Annotated in this window: 16 protein-coding genes and 1 pseudogene; 16 read left to right on the top strand and 1 reads right to left on the bottom strand. The window is 45.0% G+C overall.

The features are described 5' to 3' along the window. The first annotated feature begins 787 nt into the window (after positions 1-787). From QNI08_RS07765 to QNI08_RS07700, 14 genes are all read left to right on the top strand, one after another. A complete protein-coding gene (locus tag QNI08_RS07765; protein ID WP_285766854.1) occupies positions 788-1,651 on the top strand; it encodes a branched-chain amino acid ABC transporter permease in 864 nt (287 codons plus the stop codon). A gap of 1 nt (position 1,652) precedes the next feature. Then, entirely contained in the window at positions 1,653-2,648 is a 996-nt protein-coding gene (locus QNI08_RS07760) for a branched-chain amino acid ABC transporter permease (RefSeq protein ID WP_285766853.1), read from the top strand. Between the two features lie 3 nt (positions 2,649-2,651). Beyond that, positions 2,652-3,416, top strand: a complete 765-nt coding sequence (locus QNI08_RS07755; protein WP_285766852.1) for an ABC transporter ATP-binding protein — start codon at positions 2,652-2,654, stop codon at positions 3,414-3,416. Further along, complete coding sequence (locus QNI08_RS07750; RefSeq protein ID WP_285766851.1) at positions 3,409-4,116, top strand: ABC transporter ATP-binding protein; 708 nt, start codon at positions 3,409-3,411, stop codon at positions 4,114-4,116. The genes QNI08_RS07755 and QNI08_RS07750 overlap by 8 nt, the downstream gene beginning before the upstream one ends. Before the next feature lie 20 nt (positions 4,117-4,136). Beyond that, complete coding sequence (locus QNI08_RS07745; protein ID WP_285766850.1) at positions 4,137-5,315, top strand: ABC transporter substrate-binding protein; 1,179 nt, start codon at positions 4,137-4,139, stop codon at positions 5,313-5,315. Between the two features lie 291 nt (positions 5,316-5,606). Next, a complete protein-coding gene (gene murQ / locus QNI08_RS07740; RefSeq protein WP_285767126.1) occupies positions 5,607-6,515 on the top strand; it encodes an N-acetylmuramic acid 6-phosphate etherase in 909 nt (302 codons plus the stop codon). Between the two features lie 15 nt (positions 6,516-6,530). After that, the gene (locus QNI08_RS07735; protein ID WP_285766849.1) at positions 6,531-7,388 is read left to right on the top strand and encodes a MurR/RpiR family transcriptional regulator; all 858 of its coding nucleotides are present in this window, start codon (positions 6,531-6,533) and stop codon (positions 7,386-7,388) included. 35 nt (positions 7,389-7,423) lie between these two features. Continuing rightward, complete coding sequence (locus QNI08_RS07730) at positions 7,424-8,791, top strand: PTS transporter subunit EIIC (protein WP_285766848.1); 1,368 nt, start codon at positions 7,424-7,426, stop codon at positions 8,789-8,791. Then, positions 8,788-9,807, top strand: a complete 1,020-nt coding sequence (locus QNI08_RS07725; protein ID WP_285766847.1) for a MupG family TIM beta-alpha barrel fold protein — start codon at positions 8,788-8,790, stop codon at positions 9,805-9,807. The genes QNI08_RS07730 and QNI08_RS07725 overlap by 4 nt, the downstream gene beginning before the upstream one ends. Positions 9,808-9,938: 131 nt before the next feature. Beyond that, positions 9,939-11,900: a glycoside hydrolase family 3 protein gene (locus tag QNI08_RS07720; protein WP_285766846.1), complete on the top strand. Its 1,962-nt coding sequence runs from the start codon at positions 9,939-9,941 to the stop codon at positions 11,898-11,900. 5 nt (positions 11,901-11,905) lie between these two features. After that, the gene (locus tag QNI08_RS07715) at positions 11,906-13,135 is read left to right on the top strand and encodes an exo-beta-N-acetylmuramidase NamZ family protein (RefSeq protein ID WP_483313759.1); all 1,230 of its coding nucleotides are present in this window, start codon (positions 11,906-11,908) and stop codon (positions 13,133-13,135) included. A 247-nt stretch (positions 13,136-13,382) separates the two neighbouring features. Beyond that, complete coding sequence (gene nagE, locus QNI08_RS07710) at positions 13,383-14,858, top strand: N-acetylglucosamine-specific PTS transporter subunit IIBC (protein WP_285766845.1); 1,476 nt, start codon at positions 13,383-13,385, stop codon at positions 14,856-14,858. 398 nt (positions 14,859-15,256) lie between these two features. Beyond that, complete coding sequence (locus QNI08_RS07705; protein WP_285766844.1) at positions 15,257-15,682, top strand: DUF1801 domain-containing protein; 426 nt, start codon at positions 15,257-15,259, stop codon at positions 15,680-15,682. 55 nt (positions 15,683-15,737) lie between these two features. Beyond that, positions 15,738-16,781 (top strand): oxidoreductase, encoded by a 1,044-nt coding sequence (locus tag QNI08_RS07700; RefSeq protein WP_285766843.1) that lies wholly within the window; start codon positions 15,738-15,740, stop codon positions 16,779-16,781. 109 nt (positions 16,782-16,890) lie between these two features. Here the strand turns inward: QNI08_RS07700 and QNI08_RS07695 are convergent, their stop codons facing one another. Then, the gene (locus tag QNI08_RS07695; protein WP_285766842.1) at positions 16,891-18,075 is read right to left on the bottom strand and encodes an MFS transporter; all 1,185 of its coding nucleotides are present in this window, start codon (positions 18,073-18,075) and stop codon (positions 16,891-16,893) included. Positions 18,076-18,198: 123 nt separating this feature from the next. Here QNI08_RS07695 and QNI08_RS07690 point away from each other — a divergent pair, with 123 nt between their 5' ends. Beyond that, positions 18,199-18,645 (top strand): MarR family winged helix-turn-helix transcriptional regulator, encoded by a 447-nt coding sequence (locus QNI08_RS07690; protein WP_285766841.1) that lies wholly within the window; start codon positions 18,199-18,201, stop codon positions 18,643-18,645. Between the two features lie 262 nt (positions 18,646-18,907). After that, positions 18,908-20,498: pseudogene (locus QNI08_RS07685) on the top strand (long-chain-fatty-acid--CoA ligase). Positions 20,499-20,613: the final 115 nt, after the last annotated feature.

Raw genomic sequence — 20,613 nt, 5'->3', positions numbered from 1 at the left:
TCTCCTTTCTCTTTCCTCCATAATTTAATGACAATATATCATTTTTTTAATTCAATAATGATATATTCAGTCAAAACTGAATGATAGACATCCCCTTTCAACCCCAATCTTCTCATTTTTACGATTCAATAATGAATTCTTCCTGCTGGGTTGGAGCCAGTTGATCGTGTTTTTACTGCTGGCACGGAACTTGCACTCTTAAAAGAAAATATATCTGCGGACCGTTTCTGGAGAACGTTTGCAGGGAAAGGAGGGAAGGAACTTGGCGATTGTTTGTGAAGAACAGACAGGATGACATCCAGGTGAGACCTGAGGAGTCGGGAACACACTTTTCTTTTAATGTACCAGTCAGCATTCCTCCAACTTGGTAAGAGGCACCATGAACGTTTTCCTCCAAAAGGAAATCTGGGGTCACGAAGCAGGAGTCAATGAAAGATCAAATTAATGAAAGCGTTAACAATTTACTTTTGACACATATACCCAAAAGCAAGGGTGATTGGCGTATCCCTTTTAATTCCTTCACTTAACGATTCCTATCTTTGCCTAAATGGATATTCAAGTAAAAAAATGATGAAACATTTACTGGCACTCCACATCATAATGTTACTCACAATTCCTTCTGACATAAAGATTTTTAACACAAGACCGTTAAAAGCAAGATTCAGCCGTGTAATGCAGTTCATTCCAAATGCCATGCCCCCCACGAAGCGTATAAATCATACGCACTGCAGGCAGCGGAAGCATGATAAGCAAGATGAAATTCAATAATTAGTCAGGGAGGAAGTAGATGGATATATTAATCCAGCAGCTTTTTAATGGCTTGACGATCGGCAGCGTTTATAGTTTAGTTGCCTTGGGATTGACGCTCGTTTACGGGATATTGCATATCCCGAACTTCGCCCACGGTGCCCTCTATATGCTTGGTGGATATATTACATTGTCGATGATGACATTATATGGGGTCAATTACTGGCTGGCGATGTTTGTATCCATTATCGCTGTTGGCTTGCTGGGGGTGCTTTTGGAACGCTTCGTGTTCCGTCTGTTAAGGGATGCGCCTCCCTTGCACGATAAAATAGCGGCAATCGGCATTCTTCTTTTTCTTGAAGCGTTTGCCCAATTTGTCTGGGGTGCAGACTTCCATACCATGAATTCGCCTTATGGCCAGGTTGTCCAGGTCATGGGCTTGACCTTTACGCTTCAGCGATTATTGATTATCGTCGCTGCCATCGTGGTGATGGTTTTACTTTACCTTTTCCTGAAAAAAACGTATACGGGATCAACGATCATAGCGATGTCCCAAAATCGCGAAGGTGCATCTTTGGTCGGCATCAATATCAACAAAGTCGCGATGCTGACCTTCATGATCTCGGGGGGATTGGCTGCCATCGCTTCGTCTCTGGCCTCACCGATAAATTTAGTGTTTCCCGGGATGGGGCATCTGGTGATCCTGAAAGCATTCGTCATCATCATCCTGGGCGGGATGGGAAGTATTCCGGGCGCAATTGTCGGCGGGTATATCCTCGGATTCAGTGAAAGTCTTGGCGCAACCTACGTTTCAAATGACTACAAAGACATCATCGCATTCATTTTATTAGTCGTGATATTGACAGTAAAGCCAACAGGTCTTTTTGCCAAGGGGGAGAGGTAGCATGAGGATCGTGACGAAACGAAATGGATTGATTGCCTTGCTCATCCTTGCTTTTTCATTTCCGTATATCGCCCAAAACGACTATTACCTCCATATGCTGACTCTTTCATTCATTTGGGCGATAGCCGTGTATGGAATCAATTTATTGTCCGGTTATACCGGATACTTGTCGCTGGCGCATGCTGGATTTTTTGCGATTGGTGCCTACTCGCTTGGACTCCTGACGGTGAAGGCCGAAATGAACTTCTGGCTGGCGCTTGCAGGAGCCTGTGTTATAACATGTGTGATCGGTCTCTTGATCGGATTGATCGCACTAAGGACAAAGGAGCACTTCTTTGCGATTTATACGCTATGCGTAGGTTATATCATTTACCTTGTCATCGATAAATGGGAGGGGCTCACGGAGGGGGTCAGGGGCCTGATCGGCATCCCCGCCCCAGGGAGCATCGGTCCAATCACCTTTGATACGGCAGCTTCACAATATTACCTCGTTCTCCTATTCCTGTTAGCCGTAATCGTCATCATGTATCGAATCATACATTCGTTGACCGGGAGGACCTATATCGCCATCAGGAACAGCGAGGACCTTGCCCGGACGATTGGTATCTCGACAATGAAGAATAAGCTAACCGCTTTTGTCTTATCCACATTCTTTGCCGGGCTTGCAGGAGCCTTGTATGCATCTTTCATTCGTTTCATTGGACCTGATATCGGATCAACAGCCATCATGTTCGATTTGTTGATGTACTTGCTTGTTGGTGGTATCGGAACGCTTTCGGGTCCATTGGTAGGGACGTTGCTGCTCGTGATTCTTTCTCAGAATCTGCAGTTCCTGCAAAAATACCGAATGTTGATATTCGGTCCATTGCTTACATTAATCATTATCTTTTATCCAAGGGGGCTCGCCGGTGCCGCCTTTGAATGGCAAAGGAAACGAAGGGATAAGAAGCTATCCATGGTCAGAGCCGATATGCATATGAAAGCGGAGGAGGGATGAATTTTGCTGATCGAGACTAAGAATTTAACGAAGCGCTTCGGCGGCTTGGCGGCGGTCAATTCAGTGGATTTCATCATTGAAAAAGGAAGGATTAATGCCATAATCGGTCCTAATGGTGCGGGGAAATCCACTTTTTTTAACTTGATCAGTGGCTTTCACCGGCCAAGTTCAGGCTCGGTATTTTTTAACGGCATGGATATCACCAAGCTTCCTGCAAACGAAATAGCGGCCTTGGGCATTTCAAGAACCTTTCAATCGACCAGTCTTTTTGATCAATCGACCGTATTGGATAATGTCATCATCGGGCATAGACTGAGAACTAAATCCAATTTGGCGGACGCCATCTTTCGGACAAAGCGTTTAAAGCGGGAGGAAATGGCATGCAGGGAAAAGGCGATGGAGGCACTCGGTGTTGTCGGGCTGACGAAAGCAGCTGACAAAATCGTAGCCGGCATTTCACAAGAAGAGAAGAAGCGTACAGCGATTGCTTTGGCCCTTGCAACCGAACCGGAGATCCTCTTTCTTGATGAACCTGCTGCGGGCATCAACCCTGATGAAACGGAAGGATTGACAGAGCTGATAAAAAAATTGAATACAACGGGACTTACCGTATGTTTAATCGAGCACAAAATGCATATGATCATGAATTTGGCAGATCACATCATGGTCCTCAATTACGGGGAAAAAATTGCCGAGGGCTCGCCAAAGGAAATACGTGGGAATGATGCAGTGATCAAAGCCTATTTGGGAGGTAGCGCTAGTGCTTAAGTTAATCGATGTAGCCGTAGCTTATGGGAGCTTCACTGCAATCAAGCGTGTGAATATTGAAGTCGAGAAGGGGGAAATTGTGGTTCTGCTTGGAGCTAACGGTGCGGGGAAAAGTACGACCTTTCGTTCCATAAGCGGCATCAGTAAGCTAGCACGAGGAGAAATCCATTTTCAAGGCAGTCCCATAGGGGGAAGGGCGCCGGATAAAAATGTTCGGGAGGGAATTGTCCAGTGTGCCGAGGGGCGTAAACTATTTCCCCGGATGACTGTCCAGGAAAATCTGAAAATGGGAGCTTATGTACATCGGAAGAAAAAGGATGATATCAAGCGCTCCTTGGAATACGTCTATCATTTATTCCCGGTTTTACGGGAAAAGCATCATGATGAAGCGGGAAGTCTTAGCGGCGGCCAGCAGCAAATGCTGGCAATCGGAAGGGCACTGATGTCGAAGCCGAAATTATTGATGCTTGATGAGCCGTCAATTGGGCTTGCCCCCCTTATCGTGGAGCAGATGTTTCAAGTCATAGAAGAAATAAACCGAGAAGGGATCACAATCCTGCTTGCAGAACAAAATGCGAATGCCGCCCTCGGCATTGCCAAAAAAGGATATGTTTTTGAAAATGGGGAAATTGTCGTTCAAGGCACAGCAACTGAGTTATTGGCTAATGATGAAGTGAAAAAAGCCTATATTGGGGCATGAAAATGGAATGGAGGGTTTATATGAAAAAGCTAACAGCATCATTCGTTCTACTGCTGCTAATAATGACAGTGTTGGCCGGATGCAATAAAGGCGACAGCCCCGCATCGAGCAATGGCAATGGGAAAGGTGAAAACGTCGTCAACATTGGCTTCAGCGGTCCATTGAGCGGGGCTGCTGCGCTATACGGGAAGCGGACGTTGAATGGTGTTGAAATGGCCGTAAAGGAAATTAACGATGCAGGTGGGTTTGAAGTGAAAGGAAAAAAATATACACTGAACCTAGTATCGCTCGATGACAAATACTTGCCGAATGAAACAGGGGCGAATGCGAAACGATTGGTCCAGGAGTATGATACGCCGATCATCTTCACGCCGCATAGCGGAGGGGTGCTGGCACTTCAGGTCTTTAATGAACAGGAAAAATTCATCATTGGTGCATATACGAGTGAACCGGCGGTAACGGAAAGCGGAAATTCATTGACCGTACGGATTCCACCGAATTACGAAGGCTATATTGAACCTTTTACATCTTATGCAATGGAACACTCCGGCAAGAAAATGGCCGCACTGCCGACATCTTCGCAATATGGAAAAGATTGGACCGAAGCGATACTTCCATATTGGGAAAAGCAAGGGGGCAAGGTCGTTTATAAATCGTCGATTGATTTTGCCAAAGAAACCGATTTCTTTACGATCGTTACGAATGCCCTTAAGAAAGATCCTGATGTCCTGTTTATCGGCGGTGCCTCAGAACCTACGGCAAAAGTGGCGAAGCAAGCAAGGGAGCTAGGATTCAAAGGCGGATTCATCATCATGGACCAAGCAAAACTTGACCAAATGAAACCGATTTCCGGTTCATACGAAACATTGGAAGGATCCATCGGGGTGCTGCCGCTGATAGATTCTGATGAAGAGGCGGTGCCTGCCTTCGTCAAGAATTACCAAAAGCAATACAAGGAAGATCCAAGCTCGGAGGTAGGCTTGAATTATATCGCCATGCATGCGTTTGTCGAAGCAATGAAAGCTGCAGGCAGCGTGGATGATGCTCAGGCCATCAGGGAGCATATGCAAGATGGTCTTGCAAATTTAGCTCCCGAACAAAAAATATACGACATACCTTCCATTGATGAACATGGCGGATTTGCATCAACCATTGTCGTCGGTGCCGTGGAAGGCGGAAAAGTCGTCCCCATTCGATGAGGACATCCCGTTAGCTTGTTACCATTTCCATTAACGTGTGCCTGGCCTCGGCCGGCACACGTTTTTTGTTGTCCATTTCTGTGGATTAGGAGCTCTGGTATCATGTAAGGTCTTTGAAAGTGTGGTGATTATTAGGGATGATGGATAAAAAATTTAAGAATATTCAAAAAAACTTGTCACCCGGTAATGAAAACGTTATCATTGAATATAATATAAAATATAATTTCATTATTACCACAAAAAAAATGAAATTATATTTAATAAACGATTAATGGGAGGATTTATTTGTCTATGGAAGAGCATTTGCATTCATTAACGACTGAAATGCGAAATGAAGGGACGATGAACATCGATCGCATGGATACGATGGAAATCATTTCAGCAATCAATAAGGAAGATTTAAAAGTGGCGTTAGCCGTGCAGGAGGCTTTACCGGTGATTGAAACAGCGGTCGACTGGGCTTGTGAATCGTTAAGGAAAGGGGGAAGGCTCATATACATTGGAGCCGGAACGAGCGGAAGGCTCGGTGTTCTCGATGCGGTTGAATGTCCGCCGACCTTCAGCAGCCCTCCTGAAATGGTCCTCGGAATAATCGCTGGGGGAGAAAAGGCATTCGTTCATGCCATTGAAGGGGCAGAGGATAAAGAACAGTCCGGGGAACGTGATTTAATCGAGGCTGGCCTCACAGCAGACGATACGGTAATCGGCATAGCAGCAAGCGGGCGAACCCCTTATGTGAGAGGGGCTTTACATTATGCCAAAAAAATTGGCGCTAAAGCAGTTGCATTATCAAGCAATAAAAACTCGAGCATTACAGAAGCTGCGGATATTGGAATTGAAGTCGTGGTAGGTCCAGAGGTTTTAACAGGGTCCACCAGAATGAAAGCGGCAACGGCCCATAAAATGGTGCTTAATATGATTTCAACGGCAACCATGATCAGGCTGGGGAAAGTATATGAAAATCTGATGGTTGATGTACATGTAAGCAATCAAAAACTGAGGGAGCGTGCCATACGCATCATTGAAACGGTGACGGATGCAGATCATGACCACGCGATGAAGATGCTCGAAAAGGCAAATAATCAGGTAAAGCCAGCGATTGTCATGATAAAAACATCCAGAGATTATAATCAGGCAATGGAGTTACTGGAAAAAGCGGATGGAGATGTCAGAATGGCAATCTCGATCGGCGAAGATTAAGGAGAGAAGCAAACGATGGCTACTGGAGGACTATCAATCATACAGACAATGCTGAACAAGCTTCCGCAATCAGAACAAAAACTAGCAGAATATATTCTTCAAAATCCTCATGAGGTGGTGAACAGCACAGTACAAGAATTGAGTACATCCGCCAATTCAAGTGGTGCTGCCGTGATCAGGTTGTGTAAATCACTTGGAATAAAGGGATTTCAAGATTTGAAAATACGGATTGCCGGTGATTTGATGAAGAATGTCGAGCAAGGATACCGGGATATCGAGCCCTCTGAATCGCTGTATCGAATTGTCGAGAAAACGACGAGCAATTCGATACAGACGATCCGGGATACAGCTGACATCCTCGATCACGACAACCTCAAACAAGCCATTGCACTAATGCTGGAGGCAAAAAACATCCACTTTTGCGGAGTCGGTGCCTCCAATATCGTTGCTGCCGACGCTCAGCAAAAATTGCTCCGCATCAATAAAGGAGCAACCGCTTTTACGGATATGCATCTGATTGCAACGTTGATTGCCAATGCGGAGGAAAGTGATGTCGTTTTTGCCATCTCATTCTCGGGAGAGACGCCTGAAGTTGTCAACATATTGAAGCTTGCAAAAGAACGGGGAGTGAAGACGATCGGGCTGACTCATTTTGGTCAAACGACAGTTTCTTCGTTATGCGATGCCTCGCTCTACACATCGTTTTCGAATGAGGCGCCCTTCAGAAGCGCAGCGACATCCTCACGATTGGCACAACTATACTTGATTGACATTTTGTTTTTAGGAATGGCTTCTGAGCAATATGAAGCGACCGTCCGATATATCGATAATACTAGAGCAGCCATCAAATCGATGACAGATGGTTATAAATGAAAATTCCATAGTTTATACAAAGGGGGAGCTTTGATATGGCTAAAAAAGATAAATACGCCAGTTTAGCGGAAAATTTATTGGAGAAATTGGGCGGACGGGCGAATGTTGCCACCGCTGTACATTGCATGACCAGATTGCGGGTGATGCCAATCGACCGTTCAAAGGTGAATATGGTGGAAATAAAGGAAACGGAAGGCGTTCTTGGCGTCATTGAAGAGGAGACGATTCAAATTGTGCTCGGGCCAGGTGTGGTGAACAAGGTTCATGCGGAATTTGAAAGGCTTCTCGGTCCTGCTGGGGATGTGGACTTAAAAGAAATGGCCTCAAAGAACAAATCAGAGATTGCTAGTAAAAACGCAAAGCCGTTCAAACTTTTTCTCCGCAGGATTGCTAGCATTTTCATCCCGCTAATTCCTGCATTGGTAGCATCAGGTTTGATTACTGGAATCACGAAAGCAATCGTTCAAGCGGGCTGGCTTGCGGCAGAATCCCAACTAGCGATCACATTGACCGTCATCGGATCAGGTTTATTTGCTTACTTGGGGATTTTGGTCGGAACGAATGCTGCAAAAGAATACGGAGGATCACCAGCTCTAGGCGCAGTCGCAGGAATACTGGTCATTAATCCGGCCGTCGGCGACATTTCATTATTCGGTGAAAATCTGCTCCCAGGCCGCGGCGGTCTGATTGGCGTGCTTTTTGCCGCCATTTTCATGGCGCTCGTGGAACAGCAAGTCAGGAAATTCATTCCTCAATCACTCGATATCATATTGACGCCAACCATTGCCTTGTTAATCACAGGTATTGTCACCTACGTCGTTTTTATGCCAGTAGGAGGATTTTTATCGGATGCCATCACCTCGGGATTATTGAATCTTTTGGATATTGGCGGTGTCGTGGCTGGGTTCGTGCTTGGCGCTGCCTTCCTGCCGCTCGTCATAACCGGTTTACATCAAGGGTTGACACCTGTTCACCTTGAATTGATCAATTCGATTGGAGATGATCCGCTCCTCCCAATTTTAGCCATGGGCGGTGCAGGCCAAGTCGGCGCGGCCTTTGCCATTTACATGAAAACGAAGAAAGCCAGCCTTAAAAGAGCTATCGGCGGGGGGCTACCATCAGGGCTGCTCGGTATCGGCGAACCACTCATATTCGGGGTGACCCTTCCACTGGGCAGGCCATTCCTGACCGCCTGTTTAGGAGCAGGGGTCGGCGGAGCCTTTCAAGCTCATTTCGGAATTGCGACGTTGGCAATCGGGGTATCGGGACTTCCGCTAACGTTTTTAGTGCACGCAAACCAAATTCTGCTGTTCTTGGCTGGATTGTTCCTTTCTTACGCAGCAGGATTCATTTTCACCTATTTATTCGGTTTCAAAGATGAAATGGCGGTTGAGTTCAAGTGATCGGGTTTTCCTTTTATCTGCAAGATCCGGGTGCAGAAAATCAAATCATTCAAGCTGCGAACCTAGGAGCGAGGCGAGCGTTTACCTCGCTTCATATTCCAGAAGAAAAAGGTGAACTTGTCGGAAGGATGCATGAGCTTTTAACGCTTGCTCAGAGTTTCGGGGTGGAAATACATGCAGATGTATCCTTAAAGACGCTGGATCATTTGGGGATTGCTGATTTTACGGATTTAGTGCCATTGGGCGTGAAAGGGATTCGCCTTGATGATGGTTTTGACGTGCAAACGATACTCTCTTTATCCAACGAGTTTTCCCTATCATTAAATGCAAGCACACAGAATGAAAACGAGCTGCTGGAGGTACTTGAAAGCGGGATAAAGCCGGAAAATCTGATTGCTTGGCATAACTTTTATCCAAGGCCCGAAACGGGCCTTGAGGAGGCATTCTTTCATGAGCAAAATCGAATGTTCAAACATTATGGAATACCGATCTTTGCTTTCATCCCAGGTGTAGCGGATAAGCGCGGTCCGTTGCATGCCGGTCTCCCGACGCTTGAAAAACATAGGTTCATGAATCCTTACGCGGCCGGCGTTGATCTGCTTTCTCAAGTAGATGCGGTATACATTGGCGATCAAGGGACAAAAGGGGATTTGCTTCAAAATCTCCTCAACTATGAAAATCTGAATATTCTTTCTTTAAGGATTAAATCTGAACTTTTGCCTAGTGGCTCATACAAATTAAGGCCGGATATATCTCGGGATGTATTCAGGCTGCAAAATACCCGCGTGACTGGGGCCGTTGAGCCAAACCAAACGGTAGGACGCAGCCTTGGTGCCATTACGATGGATAATGATGGATATGGTCGCTATCGGGGAGAAATTCAAATTTGCAGAAGGAACTTGGAGGCCGATCACCGGGTCAATGTGATAGGTCGAGTCGTGGAAGAGGACCTCCCCTTGCTCGCCAGTCTAAAACCTGGTCATTCCTTAGTGTTGGTAAATGAAGGACGAAAGTAATTCCGGAGAACGACCTGGGAAAGTACGATTCGAGGGCATGATTACGATAGGCGGCTGAAGGGATACCGGAAGCCGCCTACTTTCTTTTCACGGTCTTTGTAAGACCTGAAAAAATAAAGGGGGAAGCCTTGATGATCATTCGGAAATCGGTCACTGCTGGATTCGCAATTCTCTTGATTATTTCCCTTCTTGGAGGGCATGTCGCTGCTAAGGAATCAGTGAAAGGGAAGCACGTAACGAATATAGATGAAATGATAGCAAGCATGTCGCTTGATGAAAAAATCGGTCAAATGCTCATGCCGGACTTTCGCAATTGGCAGAAACAAAGTGAAGAGAATGCCACAGGGTTTATTGAAATGAACTCCGAGGTTGCAGGCATCATCGAAAAATATCATTTAGGCGGTGTAATCTTGTTTGCCGAGAATGTTGTTGACACTGAACAAACAGTCCGGCTCACGGATGGCTTGCAAAAGGCAAGCCCGCATGTTCCATTGTTCATTACGATCGATCAAGAGGGGGGAATCGTAACCAGACTTCAGACGGGAACGAATCTGCCTGGGAACATGGCACTTGGTGCAGCCAGAAAGGAGGAATATGCTTATCAGAGTGGAGAAATCATTGGTTCGGAGCTTACGTCACTCGGCATAAATGTGAATTTTGGCCCGTCAATCGATGTGAATAATAATCCAGCAAATCCGGTGATCGGTGTCCGTTCCTTCAGTTCCGACCCGTCGCTCGTATCGAAGCTTGGCATTCAAACGGTAAAGGGATTGCAAAAACAGAACATGATAGCAACGGCCAAACACTTCCCCGGTCATGGGGATACGGCTGTGGATAGCCATTATGGCCTGCCCCTTGTTTCTCATGATAAAGAGCGGCTGCGCACCATTGAGTTGGTTCCTTTTCAAAAAGCCATCGATGCTGGCGTGGATATGATGATGACAGCTCATGTTCAGTTTCCTGCGTTCGATGATACGATGTATATCAGTAAAAAAGATGGTCAACAAATCATGGTACCAGCAACGCTTTCCGATAAGGTCATTACAGGTCTTCTTCGGAAAGAGATGGGATATGACGGCGTAGTGGTGACGGATGCCCTGAATATGAAGGCCATTGCAGATAATTTTGGCCAAGAGGAGGCCGTGGTGCTAGCCATCAAGGCTGGCGTCGATATTGCCTTAATGCCGGCCCAGGTCAATTCGCTCGACATGGAGAAAAATTTGTCCTCCGTTTTCAATGCCGTGAAATCAGCTGTGGAAAGCGGGGACATTGGCTTGGATCAAGTCAATGACTCCGTTACACGAATAGTAAAGCTAAAAGAGAAGCGGGGGATTTTGGATGAAAAAGCTGCCGCTCCTTCGCTCGATAAAAAAATTAAAAGGGCCCTTCAGGTGGTCGGGAGTAAAGACCATTTGAAAAAGGAAAGGAAAATCGCAGAAGCTGCCATTACCATATTGAAAAATGAAAAAAGGACCTTGCCTTTCGAACCGAAGAAGAGTGACAGGATCTTAATTCTTGCTCCTTACGATGATCAAGTTGAATCCATGTCTAAAAGCATCCGCGAATTGGTCGATAAAAAGAAGTTGAAGCAGATTCAGGTAACAAGCATGAGCTATTCGGAAAAGACATTCACAGATGAAGTGGCCAGACTGATCAATAAAGCCGATTTTGTCATAACTGGCTCCTATATTGTAAAAAATGATCCTATTATCAAGGATGGGGCGATCGATGACAGTATCCAGGATGCAAAAAGGTGGGCAACGTCCTTTCCAAGAGCGGCAATGAATCATGCAAACAAAAAAGGGAAAAAATTGGTTGTGATGAGTTTAAGAAACCCTTATGATGTCGCTAACTTCGATGAAGCAAAAGCTGTGCTTGCCGTATACGGGTATAAAGGGTATTCGAACGGACGATATAGGCAGCCCAATATACCGGCTGGCATATCGGCAATTTTCGGAGCATCAAAGCCCCGAGGCATCTTGCCGGTCGATATTCCTTCAGTAATCAAACCTGCTGAAAAACTTTATAAATTTGGATATGGATTAGATATGAAAAGCGGCAAACCAATAAAAATGAAGGGGGAAGCAAATTGAAAAAAATGATGATTGTATTGGCCGTTTTCTTGTTGGCATTTTGCCTCTCCTCCTCTAAAAGTGTTACGGCGATAAAGGAAAAGAAAAAAACAAGGGTCAGTACGGGGATCGAGGTTCTTTTAAAAGAAGAGAAGAAGCTTTTAAAAGGAAAGAAAGTGGGCTTGATAACGAATCCAACCGGCATTGATTCCCATTTGACCAGTGTCGTCGATTTGCTTCATGATGAACCGGATATACAATTGACTGCCTTATTCGGTCCCGAGCATGGGGTGCGCGGAGATGCGCAAGCAGGTGCAAGTGTGGATTTTTATAAAGATGAGAAAACAGGATTGCCCGTATATAGCTTATATGGAAAAACGAAAAAACCGACCCCTGAGATGTTAAAAGATGTTGAGGTCCTGGTTTTCGACATCCAGGATGTCGGCACCCGCTATTACACCTATATCTATACGATGGCATATGCGATGGAAGCGGCGAAAGAAAACGATATCCCATTTATCGTACTGGACCGGCCGAATCCACAAGGCGGTGAAGCTATAGATGGACCCGTGCTTGAACAGGAATTTTCATCGTTCGTCGGAATGTACCCCATTCCGCTCAAACATGGCATGACAGTCGGTGAACTTGCGACATTATTCAACAAGGAATTCAAAATTGGAGCAAACCTCAAGGTCATCAAGATGAAAGGCTGGAAGCGCGAAATGGATTATGAAGCAACAGGGCTTCCATTTGTCCTGCCATCACCCAACATGCCAACGGTTTCAACTGCATTCGTTTATCCTGCAACAGGATTGATCGAGGGAACGAATGTGTCCGAAGGCAGGGGAACGACCAAGCCATTCGAATTGATTGGTGCACCCTATATGAACGGAGATGTACTTGCCACGAGGCTGAATGCATTGCGCTTACCGGGCGTTCAATTCAGGGCAGCTTCCTTTACACCGCTGTTTTCCAAGTATGCAGGCGAGCTTAGTCACGGGGTCGAAATGTATGTAATGGATCGAAAGAAATTCAAGGCAGTGCCAACCGGTCTCCATCTCATCAAGACCATCCATGATCTATACCCGGATGAATTTGAGTTCCTGCAAGCTAATAATTTCAATCTATTGATCGGCAATGGGTGGGTAAAACGGGAAATTGAGGCTGGTTCATCTGTAACGGAAATCATGAAAAAATACCAGGGAGACCTCGATGCATTTAAAAAGGTCCGTAAAAATTACTTGCTTTATAGATAAATAAATACAATATAGAATTATCTCTGGCGGCAGGCAAACTCGGGTTTAAGGAGTTTACCTGCTTTTTTTAAGCTTTCGGGGCCAGTGCTTTTTCGATTCAGCAAACTATCGTTATGCAGTCTCCCTAGGGGGGCATTTGACTGAATGGCTGGATCAATAAATGAAATCCAGTTCTAAAATGGAAGAAACGGTTGTCTAATAGAGTATGGGGTTTACCCCTAAATCATTGATGTCAGGAGGAGAGTGGATGAAAAAATACCTTCAGAAAATTGGCAGATCCCTGATGCTTCCGGTAGCCGTCCTGCCGGCAGCAGCGATATTGATGGGGATAGGCTATTGGATAGACCCGGCTGGATGGGGGACAGGAAGTCCGTTAGCGGCTTTTCTGATCAAAGCTGGTTCTTCGGTCATATCCAATATGTCCATCTTGTTTGCTGTCGGTATCGCCATAGGGATGTCAAGAGGGAAAGATGGTTCAGCCGCTTTGAGTGGGCTTGTAGCCTTTCTGGTCGTAAAGACATTGCTTTCGCCGGAGTCGGTTGCGATGCTTCAGGGAATCGATGTAAAAGAAGTGAACGCAGCTTTTGCGCATATCGATAATCAATTCATCGGCATTCTCTCTGGGCTTGTGGCTGCTTCCATGTTCAATCGGTTTAGTAAGGTCGAGCTGCCGGATGCTTTCGCCTTCTTCAGTGGCAAAAGGCTGGTGCCCATCATCACGGCAGTTGTGATGCTGTTTGTTTCACTTATCTTATTTTTCATATGGCCGCTTATTTATTCCTGGTTGGTTGCATTCGGGGAAGGCATAAGTGGATTAGGCGCCGCTGGTGCAGGTCTATACGGCTTCTTCAACCGGCTGTTGATTCCGACAGGACTGCATCATGCCTTAAATTCCGTATTCTGGTTTGATGTCATCGGGCTTAATGATATCGGCAATTTCTGGGCGGGGACGGGAATAAAAGGGACGACAGGCATGTACCAAGCCGGCTTCTTTCCCGTCATGATGTTCGGCTTGCCCGCAGCGGCGCTTGCAATGTACCATTCGGCTAAATCCAAGAAAAAGAAACAAGTGGCTTCCTTGATGCTTGCCGCAGGATTTGCATCATTCTTTACAGGAGTCACAGAGCCCTTGGAATTTGCCTTCATGTTTGTTGCCCCTGCGCTTTTCGTGGTTCACGCCTTATTGACCGGTATTTCATTGGCGATTGCCGCTACTTTCCACTGGACAGCAGGATTTGGATTTAGCGCTGGATTTATTGATTTCGTGCTAAGTTCAAGGTTGCCACTGGCAAATGAACCTTATATGCTGCTTCTTCAAGGTCTTGCTTTTGCTGTCATCTACTATTTCCTATTTCGCTTCTTAATTGCCAAGTTCAATTTGGTGACGCCTGGCAGAGAGGATGACCCAGTAAAACTTGACGGAGGAGAAAAAATGCAGGCAGGGAGCAGCCGAATCGAGCTTAACGGGAATCAAAGTAAATTCTTCAGGATCGCCGCCACTATTTATGAGGGGCTCGGCGGGGACACCAATGTAGTATCTGTCGATAACTGCGTTACCCGTTTACGCGTCGAAGTGGAGGATATGGAAGCGGTAAATCAAAGCAAAATTAAATCGGCAGGAATTGCAGGCATCAATGTAGTCGGTCCCAAAAGCATACAAGTCATTGTCGGGCCTCAGGTGCAATTCATAGCTGAAGAGATTGAAAAAATCCGAAGGCGCTAATCAATGGGATGGTGATGAGCCGCATTCATGATGCTGATGGTTCTCGAATGGTGAAGTGTTGGATGTTCTACGATCAGAAATGTTTACGCAGCTTTCTGATCGTAGATTGTGAGGATCATCCCACCGATTGAGAATTTACAATCGTAAGGACAGCCTTTTTTGAAAATAGTATAAAACGAATTAATGTTCTATAATATAGCGAGGCCCTGAAAAAAGGAATTTTATATAAGGGAAGAGAATTAATTAAGGAAGGAATTCCGTCATTATGATAACCAGATGGAAAAAACCCGTTTCCTTATATGGCATCCTTTTTTAGCTCTGGCAGCATACATAAATTTAAAAAACGGTTTGTCATAGTTTTGGATTTTACGATTTTTAGGAGTAGGGAGGTACCGATCATGTATCAACCAAAAACAAAAGAAACGGATTCCAGTGTCATGGAGTTCATTGAGAATGTCGATAATCCGAAAAAGCGTGAAGACGCATACAAGTTATTGGATGTTTTCTCTGAAACGACAGGATTTGAAGCGAAGATGTGGGGACCGAGCATCATAGGATTCGGTAGCTATCATTATAAATATGAATCCGGTCACGAAGGGGATGCCCCCCTTGTCGGCTTTTCACCCCGAAAAGCAAAGATCAGTCTATACTTTTCACTGGAAGAGAACCAAAGGGAGGAACTGTTGCGTTCATTTGGAAAGCATACTTCAGGAAAAGGCTGTGTGTACATCAATAAAGTAGCAGATATCGAGCTTGATGTATTGAAACAATTCATAATTCAGTCCGTGAAATTTTTGAGAGAAACATATCCGAACGGGGAGTGATTAATTCGGTTCCGTTATGATCTCTTTATGGACAAAGAAAGTGAGTGGGTAGGAAATGGGAAAAATTAAAGTGGGAATCGTCGGGTACGGCTTGTCAGGTGCAACATTTCACGCGCCTTTACTTACTGTTTTAGAGCAATTTCACATTGCGAAAGTGGTCAGCTCCCAGAAGGAAAAGGTAAGGAAAGACTTGAAGGACACGGAAGTGGTAGGCAGCTTGGAGGATATCCTCGAAGATGAATCAATTGATTTGGTTGTTATCACGACACCAAGCGGATTGCATTATGAAATGGCTAAACAAAGCTTATTAGCCGGTAAACATGTTGTCCTGGAAAAACCGATGGTGGTGAAAACCTGGGAGGCAGCGGATCTCATAAAAATGGCCGAGGAAAAGAATTTGCTTTTGAGTGTCTACCATAACCGCAGATGGGATAATGATTTTTTGACGGTAAAAAAACTGCTGGATGATGGCGTGCTTGGTGATATTAATACCTACCAGGTTCACTATGATCGATTCAGGCCGGTTGTCAGGGATAGATGGAGGGAGAAACCAGGTCCGGGCTCGGGAACGCTTTATGACTTAGGCTCACATCTCATAGATCAAGCCCTGCATTTGTTCGGGATGCCACAATTCGTTTGGGCAGACGTATTTACGCAAAAGGAGAATGCTGAAACGGATGATTATTTCCATGTCATATTAGGGTATGAGAAGCTAAGGGTCATCCTGCATTCCGGCTCGATCGTCCCGGCTAATGGACCGCGGTTCCAGGTACATGGCAATAAAGGTACATTCATTAAGTATGGACTCGATGGCCAGGAGCAGGCACTTAGTGAAGGGAAAAAACCGGTGGACGGCTCATGGGGTGCCGATATTCCTGAAAACTATGGCCGATTGGTTACGGTTGAAGGCGATAACGAGAAACATGAAACGATCCAAACCTTACACGGCTCTTATTTAACCTATTACAAGGAAATTGCCGACAGTATCTTGATTGGAAGGAAAGCTCCTGTCACGGCTCAAGAGGGCTTAGCGGTGATTCGAATAATTGACGCCGCTTTTGAAAGCAGTCAAGGGAAGAGAGCCGTGTACATAACCTAACCCTTTTCCATCAGGACATGCGTTTGCGCTCACTTTTTTGCGGCTTCATATGCAAAAATACCCCGAATGCAAAAATTCGGGGTATTTGGCATGAATATTTTCCTGGAGATCAGGATAATGCTTTCGCATGATGAGAGCGTTTGTTCCAAGCCATCGTGATCAATAAAGTAATGATCAAAAGGAAAAGCCCCAACATGAACGGGTAGGTAATATGGATATCATACATTAATCCAGCAAGTGTTGGTCCAAGGACATTTCCTATGCTCATATACGCATTATTCATCCCCATTGCAAAGCCCTGCTCATTTCCAGCCATTTTGGAGATCAATGTATTGAGTACAGGACGCAAGATGGAAGTGGAAAGAAAAATGATAAGTGAGATTAAAAAGAAAGTCAGATAACTTGAAGCGAAAAGGGATAGAAGGAAACCGATGGCCGCTACACTGATAAAAATGTTCAGCACATTGACTTCACCGAATCGGCGAACAAGCCGGTCGACGACAAATAGCTGGACGATTACACTGACGATACCGGTCGCTGTAACCATGCCGGCGATATCCTTAGGACTTGAATCGAATTGGTTGTCAAGATAAAGACCGATCACCGATTCGTATGCCATTAAACCAAAACTCATTACAAGGGTAATGATAAGAGGAATGAAAAAGGGCATTTTTACAGATAAGGCAATTTTGCGGACCATTGAGTCATTGCTCTCCGGCGCAGGGGCAGCTTGTGCCGATTTGCTTTCTTTTAAAACGAAAATTGAAAATACCACCGCTGAAAGTGACACAAGGGCAGATATTAAAAAGGGGAACTTCAAGCCAAAGTCCGCTAGAAACCCTCCGATTCCCGGACCGATGACAATGCCTAGGGACATGGCTGCCGAAACTAAGCTATTGCCCTTTGCCCGTTGATCGAAGGTGGTGATATCCGCCACATAAGCGAAAATTGCAGGGATAAGCAAGGCAGCCCCGATCCCGCCGATGACACGGGAAAAATATAATAACCAAATCGAATTGACGGCGTAAAAAACGAACATCGAGAGTGTCAATCCAACGAGTCCGTATATGATCATTTTTCTGCGGCCGTATAGGTCGGTCCATTTTCCGGCAATTGGCGAAAAGATAAGCTGTGCCCCTGCGAAAATGGCAATCATAAGGCCGGCGGCGGTTCCCCCTTGATTAATGGAAGCAAGGTAAGCTGGTAAAATAGGAATAATGATGCCGAAACTTCCTATTGCGATAAACATATTGATCATAAGGATTATGATCTTTTTTCTTTGTTCTGCTGACATGGACAGCCTCTCTCTCTCTCTTTAAAATCCATAACCATTTTACTTCGCATGGTTAATTTTTCGATACGCTAATTATGTTATAGTTTAAGATAGATAGTTGTCAATAAGAAAGGATTGTCAAACATGAATCCAAGCCAATTATATGATTTGCATATAGAAATCAAGGAGTTAAGCAGCCTCTCTCAGGAATTGGTCGAACCGTTAATGGTTAAATACGATTTAACATCCGTCCAGTATCGCGCATTGCAGCTGATAGTTTTGAATGAATCGTTGGCTGTAAAAGATGTATCGAATCATTTGAGGATCAAACCAGCAGCCGGAACGGCGTTAATCGACAGGCTTGAACGAAAGAGTTTGATTGAAAGGTGTCACAGTGAAGATGATCGACGAGTCGTATACATCCGAGCGACCGACAGCGGCAAAGAATCGTATCATTCCATTAATAAGTGCTTCACCGATATCTTTAACAACTTTTATGGTGTGTTAACTGAAGAGGAAACGGAACGGTTAAAACAAATTGTCGGTAAGCTGACAGAGCATGTTTCATCCTGTATAGATGATCAGTGTTAATCTTGCAAATAAGGGCTCTCTCCTTTTAAAATAGAAACCTAAAGGTTATGTGAAAAAGCAGTACTAGTGAAGGTTGGTGCTGCTTTATAAGTTTAATTATCGGAATATTCAAATTTTTATTTCATTTCTTGAAATATCCTCCGATTTAAGGAGGATATGTTAATCCGAAATTGAATATGAATCAAAGAATGAACGTATTTTTGCATGACTCATGATGCGGCGAATCAGTCATAAAAAATATTGAATGAAGGAGTTGGTTTTCATGTTTTCATCCTTGACGCCTATGGATTGGAAACGCAGGGCCGTGAAATATTATCCTCATAAAGTGGCTGTCATAGATGGGGAGAAAGCGTTTACCTACACGGAATTCGGGCAGCGTGTCGATCGGTTGACCCTGGCACTCGACGCATCAGGCATTAAAAAAGGCGATCATATTGCCGTGATGCTGCCGAATACACATCAAATGCTGGAATGCTTTTATGGAATTTGTCAAATGGGAGCGGTAATGGTGCCCTTGAATTACCGGCTTTCTGCAGAAGATTTGGAGTACATCATCAAGCATAGTGATGCAAAAATGCTAATAGTCGATGCAGAATTCGCGGCACCTATCGAGACGATCGTTTCGAATCTATCATTGGAGATGATCATTATTGTTCCGGTGGAAGGACATGAAACAGATTTGGCCGGGATAAACTATGAGGATTTCATACTGCATGTGAATGACGGAAATGGGTACCCTGTGGTTGAAATTGATGAAAATCAGCTACTGACGATAAATTACACGAGTGGCACGACCTCAAAACCAAAGGGAGTCATGTTAACGCACCGCGGCAATTACATGAATGCAGCCAATTTCATTTATCACTTTTCTTTGAAGCATGATGATGTGTATCTCCATACGCTACCGATGTTTCATGCCAACGGTTGGGGAGGCGTATGGGCCATTACGGCCACTGGCGGGACGCATGTGTGCTTGAGAAAAGTCGACCCTCCTCATATCCTCCATTTATTCACACAATATGATATTACGTTATTATGCGGAGCACCGACTGTCGTCAATATGCTGGTGAATGACCCGAAGGCTAAGCGAACCGCCATCAAGGCACGTCCGCGCATGGCAACGGCGGGAGCTCCCCCATCAGCCGCCCTTATACATAAGGCAGAGGAGATCCTTGGCTTAAATATGATCCACGTATATGGATTGACCGAAACGTCCCCATTCATTCTATATAATGAATGGAAGGATGAACATGGGGCCAAATCAGCAGATGAACAAGCGATGATAAAGGCCAGACAAGGCATTGAATTGGTCTTTAATGGGGAGACGATGGTTGTGTCCAGATGGGGTGGAAGTCGCTTGGGATGGTAAGGAATTAGGGGAAATCATTACACGTGGCAATGTTGTTATGGAAGGATATTATAAAGACCCGGAAAAGACGGCCGAAGCAATAAGGGACGGCTGGTTTTACACAGGTGATCTGGCCGTGACCCATCCTGACGGGTATATTGAAATACAGGACAGAGCTAAGGATTTAATCATATCCGGGGGCGAGAATATTTCATCCACGGAAATAGAAGGGATATTGTATAAACATCCTGATGTATTGGAGGTAGCGGTTATTGCCGTACCGGATGATAAATGGGGTGAAACGCCAAAGGCGATCATAGTCCTTCAAGATCATGCTTCTGTGACGGAAACCGAGATCATTACCTTTTGCCGCTCGCGAATGGCTCACTTTAAAGCACCTACAACCGTTGAATTCGTGAAAGCCCTACCGAAAACGGCAACAGGCAAGCTGCAAAAATACCGTCTGAGGGAAATCCATTGGAAAGGAACAAAAAAGGTGAATTAATGTCTAAGGTAAAACCAAGCCTGCCATGAAATCAGCAGGCTTGTTTTTTTTTTTTTTGGATGCTATTCGGGAGGAGTGCTCAGTTTCCGCCTTTTATTCTAGGGGGTATAACCTG

This window comes from Peribacillus folii (genome assembly GCF_030271255.1).
In the GTDB taxonomy this organism is placed as follows: Bacteria; Bacillota; Bacilli; order Bacillales; family DSM-1321; genus Peribacillus.
The sequence above is the reverse complement of the archived record's forward strand: the minus strand, read 5'-3'. Positions and strand labels throughout refer to the sequence as shown.